Raw genomic sequence first — 11718 nt, 5'->3', positions numbered from 1 at the left:
AGCCTTTCATTCTGGTCCAAATATCCCGGGGTCCGGGGCAGCGCCCCGGAGGCCAGCCATGAAGCTTACCCTTTGGACATATGAAGGCCCCCCGCACGTCGGCGCGATGCGTGTCGCCACCGCGATGAAGGGCCTGCACTACGTCCTGCACGCCCCGCAGGGCGACACCTATGCCGACCTTCTGTTCACCATGATCGAGCGGCGCAATCACCGCCCGCCGGTCACCTACACCACCTTCCAGGCCCGTGACCTTGGCGCCGACACGGCGAACCTGTTCAAGGACGCCGCCCGCGACGCCTTCACCCGCTTCCAGCCGCAAGCGATGATCGTCGGCGCGTCCTGCACTGCCGAACTCATCCAGGACGATCCCGGCGGTCTGGCTGAGGCGCTGAACCTGCCGATCCCGGTCATTCCGCTCGACCTGCCGTCCTACAGCCGCAAGGAAAACTTCGGCGCGGATGAGACGTTTTTCCAGATCGTCAAGGTCCTCGCCAAGCCGATGGCCCGGACCGAGGCTGTCACCTGCAACCTGATCGGCCCAACGGCATTGGGGTTCCGCCACCGCGACGACGTGACCGAACTGACCCGGCTGCTTGCCACCATGGGCATCACCGTCAATGTCTGCGCGCCGCTGGACGCCACCCCGGCGGACATCGCCCGCCTTGGGGCCGCGCATTTCAACGTGCTGATGTATCCTGAAACGGCCGAAACCGCCGCGCGGCATCTGGAAAAGGCGCTGAACCAGCCCTTTACGCGTGTCGTGCCCATCGGCACCCATGCCACCCGCGATTTCCTGGCCGAGGTCGCCACGATCACCGGCCTCCCGCTTCCGGCTGAGACCGGCCTGCGCCAGCCCTGGTATGCTGCATCCGTCGACAGCACCTACCTGACCGGCAAGCGCGTCTACATCTTCGGCGACGGCACCCATGCCATCGCCGCCGCCCGCATCGCCGCCAGGGAGATCGGGTTCGAGGTCGTGGGCCTTGGCTGCTACAACCGCGAACAGGCCCGCCCGGTGCGCGCCGCGGCCAAGACCTATGGCATCGAGGCGCTGATCACCGACGACTATCTGGAGGTCGAGGCCGAGATTGCCCGCCTGCAGCCCGAACTGATCCTTGGCACGCAGATGGAACGCCACATCGCCAAGCGCCTTGGCATCCCCTGCGCCGTGATCTCTGCCCCCGTGCATGTGCAGGACTTCCCGGCCCGCTACTCCCCCCAGATGGGGTTCGAGGGCGCGAACGTGATCTTCGACACCTGGGTTCACCCCCTGGTCATGGGTCTGGAAGAACACCTCCTCACCATGTTCCGCGAGGATTTCGAGTTTCACGATGCTGCCGGTCCCAGCCACCACGGCGCCAAGGCAAGTGCGCGGCCCGAGGCACTGGTTGCCGAGGTGGAAGCCTCCGGCGGGGATATTGCCGCCAGTATGAAACCGCAGGCCGAGGAGCCCGTGACGGGCGAGGTGATCTGGCTGGCCGATGCCGAACGCGAGTTGAAGAAGATCCCGTTCTTCGTGCGCGGCAAGGCGAAACGGAACACCGAGAAATTCGCGGCCGACAAAGGCGTGACAGCAATCAGCATCGACACCCTTTATGAAGCAAAGGCCCATTATGCGCGATGACCGCCATATGGAGGCTCAGGAGGCCGCACTTGCCCCGAAACGGGCAGCGCGTGTGCCGACCTACCGCTTTGTGATCCTGACGCTGGATGCCCATGCCGCAGGCCCCGCCGCCCGGATTGCTCCGCGTCTGGCCAAGGATTTCCCCGGGCTGGACGTGTCAGTCCATGCCGCCGCCGAATGGGCCGAAAACCCCGCCGCCCTGGCCCGCGCCAAGGCCGCCGTGGCGGGCGCCGATATCGTCGTCGCGAACCTTCTGTTCATCGAAGAACATATCACCGCAATCCTGCCGGAGTTGCACAAGGTCCGTGACCGTCTGGACGCTTTCGTCGGCGTCATCGCCGACCCGCAGATCGTCAAGCTGACCAAGATGGGCGATCTGGACATGTCCAAGCCCGCCTCGGGCGCGATGGCCTTGCTGAAAAAGCTGCGCGGGTCGAAGGCACCGGGGTCAGGGTCGGGGCAAAAGCAGATGGCACTTCTGCGCCGCTTGCCGAAGATCCTGCGCTGGATCCCCGGCAAGGCGCAGGACATGCGCGCCTGGTTCTTGTCGATGCAATACTGGCTGGGCGCCTCGGACGATAACCTTGAGGCGATGATCCGCTTTCTCGTCGGCCGCTATGCGACGAAGCACGGCTGGAAGGGCGCGACTGCCGCCGCCCCCGTCGATTACCCGGATGTGGGGCTCTATCACCCCTCGCTGAAAGGGCGGATCACCACCGACGCCCGCGACATGCCGCGTCCGAAGGGGGCGACCGCCACGGTCGGCCTTCTGATGCTGCGCAGCTACATCCTTGCCGCCGATACCGGCCACTATGACGCCGTCATCAAGGCGTTTGAGGCGCGCGGCATCGCCGTCCTGCCCGCCTTCGCCGGGGGCCTTGATGGCCGCCCCGCGATTGACGCCTACTTTGCAGGCAAGGTCGATGCGATGGTGTCGCTGACCGGCTTCTCGCTCGTCGGTGGCCCGGCCTACAACGACAGCCCGGCGGCAGTTGCGGCGCTGACCGCACTTGACGTGCCCTACGTCGCCGCCCACCCGCTGGAGTTCCAGTCGCTCCGCCAGTGGCAGGCGGCCTCCGGTGGCCTTGGCCCGGTGGAAACCACCATGCTGATCGCGCTGCCTGAGATTGACGGCGCGACGAACCCCACCGTCTTCGCCGGTCGCCACGACCCCGAGGGCTGCAACGGCTGCGGTCGCAATTGCAAACCGGCAACGCTTGAGGCGGCCGAAACCCGCGCCATGTCGCCCTGCCCCGAACGGATCGAGGCTTTGGCCGATAAGGTCGCGCGTTTGGCCAAGTTGCACCGGTCCGCAACCGCCACGCGGAAGCTGGCCATTGTCCTTTACGGCTTTCCGCCGAACGCTGGTGCTGCTGGCACCGCCGCCTATCTTGGTGTGTTTGAAAGCCTTTTCAACACCTTGCACGCCCTGACAGCCGAAGGCTACGACCTGACGCCCCCCGAAAGCGTTGAGGCTTTGCGTGAGGCCGTGCTGAAAGGCAACGCCGCCCGCCATGGCCAGCCTGCCAATGTCCACACCACCGTCCCCGCCGCCGAGATCGTCGCCAAGACCCCTTGGCTGGCCGAGGTTGAGGCTGCCTGGGGCCCCGCCCCCGGCCGCATCCAGACCGACGGGCGCGGCGTGCATGTGCTGGGCTGCCAGTTCGGCAATGTCTTTGTCGGCCTCCAGCCCGTCTTCGGCTATGAGGGCGACCCGATGCGCCTTCTGTTCGAAAAGGGCTTCGCGCCGACCCATGCCTTCACCACCTTCTACCGCTGGCTGCGTGAGGATTTCGGGGCGGATGTCCTCCTCCACTTCGGCATGCACGGCGCTTTGGAGTTCATGCCGGGCAAGCAGGCCGGGGTCGGCTCCAACTGCTGGCCCGACCGGCTGATCGGCAACCTCCCGAACGTCTACCTTTACGCCGCCAACAACCCGTCCGAAGCGACGCTGGCCAAGCGCCGGTCGAACGCAGTGACGGTGACCCACCTCACCCCACCCCTCGCCCGCGCTGGCCTCTACAAGGGCCTTGTGGATCTCAAGGACACGCTCACCCGCCTCCGCGCGACCGAGGCCGATGCCAGCGACTATGCCGAACTTGCCGCGCTGGCGGTGGAGCAGGCGCGCGCGGTGGACCTGGTGGGCGACATCGACACGCTCTGGCTGAAGCTTTTGGAGACGGAAGGCGCGCTCATCACCGACGGCCTCCACGTCCTTGGCCGCAAGATGGAACCCGCCGCGATGGTGGAGCTTTTGTCGCTGATCCCTGAGGAGGCCCGCGCCGAAGCTGCCCGCCACATGGCGCAAGACACCGAAATCCCGGGCCTTCTGCGCGCGCTTTCCGCCCGCTACATCGCACCTGTGCCGGGGGGCGACCTGATCCGCTCGCCCGCGATCCTGCCCACGGGCCGCAACATCCACGCCTTTGACCCGTTCCGGATGCCCACCGCCTTTGCGCTGGCCGATGGGGCTGCACAGGCGCAGCGCTTGCTGGACGCGCACCCAACCGTGCCGCAGACCGTGGCGCTGGTGCTGTGGGGGTCGGACAACATCAAGTCGGATGGCGGGCCGATTGCCCAGGCGTTGGCGCTGATGGGCGCGCGGCCGCGGTTTGACCATTACGGCCGGCTGTGTGGCGCGGACCTGATCCCGCTTGCGGAACTTGGCCGCCCAAGGATCGACGTGGTGATGACCCTGTCCGGCATCTTCCGCGACCTTCTGCCCCTGCAGACCCGGATGCTGGCCGAAGCCGCCTTCAAGGCCGCCTCTGCGGATGAGCCGGCATCGCAGAACTTCATCCGCGCCCATTCGTTGGCCTATGCCCAAGCCATGGGCGTGGACCTTGAAACCGCCGCCCTGCGGGTGTTTTCCAACGCCGAAGGGGCCTACGGCGCCAACGTCAACACGCTGGTCGGCTCCTCCGCCTTTGGCGAGGAAGATGAGCTGGCCGATGCCTACGAGGCCCGCAAGAGCTTCGCCTACGGCGTGAATGGCAAGCCGGTGAAGCAGGCGAAGCTCCTCCAGCAAGTGCTGGGCGATGTGGACCTGGCCTACCAGAACCTGGAATCGGTCGAACTGGGCGTCACCTCGGTTGACCACTACTTCGACACGCTGGGCGGGGTGGCCCGCGCTGTCCGCCGGGCCCATGGGGGCGGTGAAGCAACGCCGGTCTACATCGGCGACCAGACCCGCGGTGGCGGTCAGGTCCGCACGCTGAAAGACCAGATCGCGCTGGAAACCCGCGCCCGCAGCCTGAACCCCAAGTTCTACGAAGGCCTGCTGCGGCACGGCGCCGAAGGCGTGCGCCAGATCGAGGCGCATGTGACGAACACGATGGGCTGGTCGGCCACCACGGGGCATGTCGAGCCCTGGGTCTACCAGCGCCTGTCCGAGACCTTTGTGCTGGACGAAGAGATGCGCAAGCGTCTGGCCGACCTGAACCCCGAAGCCAGCGTCCGGATGGCGGGACGCCTGCTTGAGGCTTCGGACCGCAACTACTGGACCCCGGATGCAGCCACCCTCGCCGCCCTGCAACGCGCGGCGGATGAGCTGGAAGACCGGATGGAAGGGATCGCTGCCGAATGACCAATGATTGGACATTTGGAACCGCCGGACCGGGGCGCTGCCCCGGACCCCGGGATATTTGCACCAGAATGAAAGGCGCAAAGCCATGAGCCCACGTGACGAAATTCCCAGCCTGCGCGGCATGGACGGAGACGGCTCGGTGCAAGTGCATCTGGACCCATCGCAGAAGATCGAGGGCGCGAAGGTGTTTTCGGTTTACGGGAAGGGCGGGATCGGGAAATCGACCACCTCCTCCAACCTGTCCGCAGCCTTTGCCACGATGGGCAAGCGCGTGCTGCAGATCGGCTGCGATCCGAAACATGACTCGACGTTCACATTGACCGGCAAGCTGCAACCGACAGTGATCGACATCCTGAAAGAGGTCGATTTCCATGCCGAGGAGCTGCGGCCTGAGGACTTCGTGACCATCGGCTACGGTGGCGTGAAATGCGTGGAAGCGGGCGGACCACCGGCCGGCACCGGCTGCGGCGGTTATGTCGTGGGCCAGACGGTGAAGCTGCTCAAGCAGCATCACATGCTGGACGACACCGATGTGGTGATCTTCGATGTGCTGGGCGATGTGGTCTGCGGTGGCTTCGCGGCCCCCCTGCAGCATGCCGACCGCGCGCTGATCGTGACCGCGAACGACTTTGACAGCATCTATGCAATGAACCGCATCATCGCGGCGGTGCAGGCGAAGTCGTCGAACTACAAGGTGCGGCTTGCCGGATGCGTGGCGAACCGCAGCAAGGACACGGATGAGATCGACCGCTATTGCAGCAAAGTCGGCTTCAACCGGCTGGCGCATATGCCCGACATCGACGCGATCCGCCGCAGCCGCCTGAAGAAGAAGACCCTGTTTGCCATGGATGACGAACAGGACATCGTGATGGCTCGGGCCGAATACATTCGCCTGGCCGACGCGCTGTGGAAATCGGTCAGCCTGCCGGAAAGTTTCCCGGAATCCCTGCCGGATCGTGAGATCTTTGAACTTCTGGGGTTCGATTGATGCCGAACTACGCCACCACGCGCGACCGGGTCGAAAGCTACTTCGACGGCACCGCCACCAAGACGTGGGAGCGGCTGACCTCGGACGCGCCGGTATCGCGCATCCGTCAGACGGTGCGCGAAGGCCGTGACAAGATGCGCGCCCTCATGCTGTCGCGCCTGCCTCAAGACCTGGCGGGCTGCCGGGTGCTCGATGCGGGCTGCGGCACGGGTGCGATGACGGAAGAACTGGCCAAGCGCGGCGCCAAAGTGATGGCCGCCGACATCTCGCCCAAGCTGGTGAAGATCGCGCATGACCGCCTGCCCGTGACGCTGCGCCAGCAGGTCAGCTTTCACGCGGGCGACATGACCGACCCTGCGCTGGGGCGGTTTGACTATGTCCTCGCGATGGACAGCCTGATCTATTACGGCGCGGATGACATTGCCCGCACGCTGCACGCCCTTGGCCAACGCAGCGGCGCGGTGGTGTTTACCGTGGCCCCGCGCACGACGCTGCTGATGGCGATGTGGCACATGGGCAAGCTCTTCCCGCGCAATGACCGGTCGCCGGTGATGATCCCGCACAGCCTGAAGGACCTTGGCCGCGCCACCGGGCCGGGGCTAGCCCAGATCGGGCGGGTCTCGCGCGGCTTTTACATCTCGGAATGCATGGAGTATCGGCCATGATCCTGCGGAAAAAGCATCTCAAGGCGCTGGACGCGTCGTGGTTGCCCTTCGCGAACGCCGCATCCGAAGGGCTGCCGCTGCGCCAGCTGCTGCGTCTGTCGCTGTTTCAGGTGTCGGTCGGCATGGCCACGGTGCTGCTCCTTGGCACGCTGAACCGGGTGATGATCGTGGAACTGTCGGTTCCGGCCATCATCGTGGCCCTGATGATCTCGATCCCAGTGCTTGTCGCGCCGTTCCGCGCCTTTTTGGGGCATCGGTCGGACACCCACCGGTCGGCCATCGGCTGGAAGCGCGTGCCCTACCTGTGGTTCGGGTCGCTGTGGCAGATGGGCGGGCTTGCCGTCATGCCCTTCGCGCTGATCGTGCTGTCGGGCGACCAGACCTATGGCCCCACCTGGGCGGGTGAGGTACTGGCGGCGCTGGCCTTCCTGATGACCGGGATTGGCCTCCATATGACGCAGACCGCGGGTCTGGCCCTAGCCTCGGACCGCGCGACGGATGAGACGCGGCCGCGTGTCGTGGCCCTTCTTTATGTCATGTTCCTCTTGGGCATGGGCGTGTCGGCCGTCATCGTCGGCTGGCTTTTGCGCGACTACGACCCGATCACGCTGGTCCGCGTCGTGCAGGGCTGCGGGGCGGCCACCCTGATCCTAAACGTCATCGCCCTGTGGCAGCAGGAAAAGGTCCGCCCGATGAGCCGCGAAGAGCGTGAGGCTCCGCGTCCGCGGTTCCGTGATGCCTGGGCCGATCTGATGGCGGGCGGCACGGCGGGGCGGCTTCTGGCCGTGGTCGTGCTGGGCACGCTGGCCTTCAACATGCAGGACGTGCTTTTGGAACCCTACGGGGGTGAGGTGTTGGGCCTCTCCGTCAGCAAGACCACGCTGCTGACGGCGGTCTATGCCTTTGGCGCGCTGGTAGGTTTCATCCTAGCCGCCCGCTGGCTGGGTCAGGGGCGTGATCCGTTCCGCATCGCCGCGCGCGGTATCCTCGCGGGCATCGCCGCCTTTACCGCCGTCATCTTCGCCGGACCGCTGGAAAGCGCTGCCCTGTTCTACATCGGCGCTGCGGCGATCGGCTTTGGCGTGGGGCTCTTTGCCGTGTCCACCCTCACCGCCGCCATGGCGCTGAAGACTGCGGGCGCTGGCGCAGGCCTTGCGCTTGGGGCCTGGGGCGCCGCGCAGGCAACCGCCGCAGGCCTTGCGATCTTCCTTGGTGGCGCGATCCGCGACATCACCGGCCATCTGGCCGAAAGCGGTGCCCTTGGCCCCGCCCTGACCGACCCGACCCTTGGCTATACCTTCGTCTACCACGCCGAGATCGGCCTTCTGTTCCTGACCCTCGTCGCACTCGGACCGCTGGTCCGGGTCGCCCCGCTCGCGCCCACTCCCACGTCCGGCGATCGCTTCGGCATCGCCGAATTTCCCACCTGATCCCACCGGATCAACACAACGGAGGATACCCCAATGGTAGGTGTCAACTTCTTCGGCAACTTCGACCTCGCCAGTCTGTCGATCTGGCTGTTCTGGGGCTTCTTCGCCCTGCTGATCTACTATCTGCAGACGGAAAACATGCGGGAAGGCTATCCGCTGGAAACCGAAGACGGGCTGAAGGCCCCGAACCAGGGCCCCTTCCCGGTGCCCAAGCCCAAGACCTTCCGCCTGCCGCATGGCAAGGGCGACGTCACTGTTCCCTCCGCCGCGAATGAGGCTGCGCATCGCCGCAGTGATCTGGCGCTGGCCCGGACGGCCGTGTCCGAAGGTTTCCCCCATGCGCCCACCGGCAACCCGATGGTCGATGGCGTCGGCCCTGCCTCCTGGGTGCCGCGTCGCGATGAACCGGAACTGGATGGCCATGGCCACAACAAGCTGGTGCCCATGTCGCGCGCTGACGGGCTTGTCATCTCGGCCGGGCGCGACCCGCGCGGTCTGCCGGTGCAAGCCGCCGATCTTGAGGTTGTCGGCCGCGTGTCGGATGTCTGGGTCGATGCCCCGGAACAGCTGGTCCGCTATATCGAGATCGACCTGAACTCAGGGCAAAAGCGGCTGGTGCCGATGACCCTTGCCCGGATCTGGGAAGACCGCGTGCGGGTGATGGCCCTTGCCTCGGACAGCTTTGACGGCATCCCGGCGACCCGGTCGGCCACCGAAGTCACCAAGCTCGAAGAAGACAAGATCTCCGCCTATGTCGCATCCGGCTGGATGTACGACGCCCCCAAGCGCAAGCGCGGGTTCTAAGCATCTGACAGGCGAGGGCCCGCGCCCGGGCCCCGCCTTTCACACCAACATGGAGGGTCTGCACATGTCAGGCCATGACGACTTCGCTTTCGACGCCATGCCAGGTCTGCCGGAACGGCCCCCGCAAGGTGAACTGATCCTCTGGCAAGGCCGCCCCGAATCTTGGGCCCTTGCGCGGGATGCCTACCGCATCCGCTGGATCGCCGGATATTTCGTCCTGATCGTGCTGTGGCGTGCTGGTGCAGGCTTTGCCGATGGCGGGCTGGCCATGGCCTTCGCGATGGGGCTGCCCTACCTGATGCTTGGCCTGCTTGGCCTTGGCATCGTCTACGGCCTGGCCTGGGTTCAGGCCCGCGCCACGACCTATACGCTGACCACCGCCCGCGTTGTCTTGCGGATCGGGGCGGCGCTGCCCGTCACCTTCAACCTGCCCTTCGTGCAGATTGGCGCGGCCAACCTTGACCTGCGCCGCGACGGCACGGGCACCATCGCGCTCGACACCTTGGGCGAAACGCGGATCTCCGTCCTTGTCGCCTGGCCGCATGTGCGCCCCGGCCATTGGGCCAAGACCCAGCCCGCGCTGCGGTCGATCCCGGATGCCGCCCGTGTGGCCCGGTTGTTCTCGGAAGCAGCCGAAGCCCGGGTCTCGCAGCCGCAGGTCTCGCGCAGCGGCACTGAGGGCGCAGCTTTCGCGCCCGTTGCAGCCGAATAAGGGGGGGCATGACATGACCGACCGTCAAACCCTGATCCACGAACCCGGCTACCGCACCCGCGACAGCGAACTGGTGCCGCGCATTCTGGTGCGCGCCATGTTCGGGCTGGCCCTTGCAACGCTGGCGATCACCACCTTCGCTTCCGTCACCGGGCGCGAGCCTGTGGCCCAACCTCAAGCCGCCGAGGTCGTGCGCGAAAAATGGATCGTCCTGGAAGGGCTTTCCGCCCAGGCCGTCATTGTCCGCAATACCGACGGCACGGTCCTGATGGATCTGCCGCATGGGGGCTTTATCACCGTCATCCAGTCGGGCATCTTCACCGAACGGCGCAAGCACAAGGTCGACCAGACCAAGCCCGTGCGCATCGTCGAATATGCCAATGGCCGCCTTGTGGCCGAAGACCCCGAAACCGGGTGGAGCGCCGAGCTCTACGCTTTCGGAGGCGACAACAAAGCCGCGTTCGAACGGCTTCTGGATCAAGAATAGGGAATACCATCATGGGACTTTTCACACGAACCAAGGAAAGGGTGCCCTGCACCGTCGAGGTCAGCCACCGTTTCGAAAGCCTGCACGCCCACGTCCGCTTCAACAACGGCGCTGTCGTCTATCCGGGCGATGAGGTGCTGGTCCACGGCGCACCCGTCCTTGCCGCCTATGGCGAAGTCATCGTCGAAGACCGCACCGCCACCATCACCCGCGCCACGCCGATCGAACGGCTCTGGACCAAGATGACCGGAGATTTCGGCTTCATGGAACTGTGCGAATTCTCCTTTTCCGAGGAGATCCGGCTATGAACGCAACACCGATGGACCTTTACCCCGACAGCGGTGCCGAAGTCGCCGCCGGGATGGCCCCGCAAGACACCACCGCGATGGCCACGGAAACCACGCTGCTGAACCCGCGCTTCTACACGACTGACTTCGACGAGATGGACCGCATCGACGTCACCCCGGTCCGCAAGGAATGGGACAAGCTGATCGCCCAGATGAAATCGGACCCGAACAAGGGCCATTTCAAGAAGACCGACGCCTGGGACGCCGTCGACTGGGATGGGATGGACCCGCCCCTGAAGCGTGAATTCATCGACTTCCTCGTCAGCTCCTGCACCGCCGAATTCTCCGGCTGCGTGCTTTACAAAGAAATGAAACGCCGCGGCAGCAATGCCGACATCTGCGAGCTGTTCAGCTACATGGCCCGCGATGAGGCCCGCCACGCCGGTTTTATCAACGACGCCCTGCGCGAAGCAGGGGTGGCGGTGAACCTTGGCTTCCTGACCAAGGCGAAGAAATACACCTACTTCCGGCCAAAGTTCATCTACTACGCCACCTACCTGTCGGAAAAGATCGGCTACGCCCGCTACATCACCATCTTCCGCCACCTTGAGGCGCATCCCGAACAGCGCTTCCACCCGATCTTCAAGTGGTTCCGCGAATGGTGCAATGACGAGTTCAGCCATGGCGAGGCCTTTGCCCTCCTCATGAAGACCGACCCCAAGCTGACGGAAAGCTTCGTCAACAAGCTCTGGATCAAGTTCTTCCTGACGGCGGTCTATTCGACGATGTGGGTCCGCGACCATGCCCGGCCGGAATTCCACAAGGCCCTCGGCGTCGAGATCAGCTGGTACGACCAGGAGGTGTTCCGCAAGACCTCCACCATCGCCCGGCAGATCTTCCCGATCGAGCTGGACATCGACCACCCGCGCTGGATCCCGAACCTGGAACGGATGAACCGGGCCTTCATCGCCATGGATGCGGCAAAACGGCAGGGCGGCGTCGCGGGCAAGCTGAAAACCTGGGCTGCGGGCGCGAAAGCCGCCTTCACCTTTGCCAGGCTCTACACCATTCCGGCCAAACGCCACGCCCTGCCCGCCAACGTGCGGCTGGAGCCGACGTATTGACTGGATACACC

The 11718-nt window shown here is 65.3% G+C and carries 10 protein-coding genes; all 10 read left to right on the top strand.

Annotated elements, in window-relative coordinates; all coding sequences use genetic code 11:
• Positions 1-58 precede the first annotated feature (58 nt).
• The 10 genes from bchB (at position 59) to acsF (ending at position 11707) form a co-directional block, all read left to right on the top strand.
• Positions 59-1624 carry a ferredoxin:protochlorophyllide reductase (ATP-dependent) subunit B gene (gene bchB / locus EI545_RS18830; RefSeq protein WP_125326906.1) on the top strand — a complete coding sequence of 522 codons (1566 nt, stop codon included), beginning with the start codon at positions 59-61 and terminating at the stop codon, positions 1622-1624.
• Positions 1614-5210, top strand: coding sequence for a magnesium chelatase subunit H (locus tag EI545_RS18825; RefSeq protein WP_425471607.1), 3597 nt, complete (start codon positions 1614-1616; stop codon positions 5208-5210). The genes bchB and EI545_RS18825 overlap by 11 nt, the downstream gene beginning before the upstream one ends.
• Before the next feature lie 85 nt (positions 5211-5295).
• Entirely contained in the window at positions 5296-6198 is a 903-nt protein-coding gene (bchL, locus tag EI545_RS18820; RefSeq protein ID WP_125326905.1) for a ferredoxin:protochlorophyllide reductase (ATP-dependent) iron-sulfur ATP-binding protein, read from the top strand.
• Entirely contained in the window at positions 6198-6863 is a 666-nt protein-coding gene (gene bchM, locus EI545_RS18815) for a magnesium protoporphyrin IX methyltransferase (protein ID WP_125326904.1), read from the top strand. Before bchL ends, bchM begins: the two co-directional genes overlap by 1 nt.
• A complete protein-coding gene (locus EI545_RS18810) occupies positions 6860-8293 on the top strand; it encodes a PucC family protein (RefSeq protein ID WP_125326903.1) in 1434 nt (477 codons plus the stop codon). The genes bchM and EI545_RS18810 overlap by 4 nt, the downstream gene beginning before the upstream one ends.
• A 33-nt stretch (positions 8294-8326) precedes the next feature.
• Positions 8327-9097: a photosynthetic reaction center subunit H gene (gene puhA, locus EI545_RS18805; RefSeq protein ID WP_125326902.1), complete on the top strand. Its 771-nt coding sequence runs from the start codon at positions 8327-8329 to the stop codon at positions 9095-9097.
• A gap of 64 nt (positions 9098-9161) precedes the next feature.
• Positions 9162-9809, top strand: coding sequence for a photosynthetic complex putative assembly protein PuhB (puhB, locus tag EI545_RS18800; RefSeq protein WP_125326901.1), 648 nt, complete (start codon positions 9162-9164; stop codon positions 9807-9809).
• 13 nt (positions 9810-9822) lie between these two features.
• Positions 9823-10296, top strand: coding sequence for a photosynthetic complex assembly protein PuhC (puhC, locus tag EI545_RS18795; protein ID WP_125326900.1), 474 nt, complete (start codon positions 9823-9825; stop codon positions 10294-10296).
• 11 nt (positions 10297-10307) lie between these two features.
• Entirely contained in the window at positions 10308-10604 is a 297-nt protein-coding gene (locus EI545_RS18790; RefSeq protein WP_125326899.1) for a hypothetical protein, read from the top strand.
• Positions 10601-11707, top strand: coding sequence for a magnesium-protoporphyrin IX monomethyl ester (oxidative) cyclase (gene acsF / locus EI545_RS18785; protein WP_174258183.1), 1107 nt, complete (start codon positions 10601-10603; stop codon positions 11705-11707). The genes EI545_RS18790 and acsF overlap by 4 nt, the downstream gene beginning before the upstream one ends.
• The last annotated feature ends 11 nt before the right edge of the window (positions 11708-11718 follow it).

The organism is Tabrizicola piscis (genome assembly GCF_003940805.1).
Taxonomy (GTDB): Bacteria; Pseudomonadota; Alphaproteobacteria; order Rhodobacterales; family Rhodobacteraceae; genus Tabrizicola; species Tabrizicola piscis.
The sequence above is the reverse complement of the archived record's forward strand: the minus strand, read 5'-3'. Positions and strand labels throughout refer to the sequence as shown.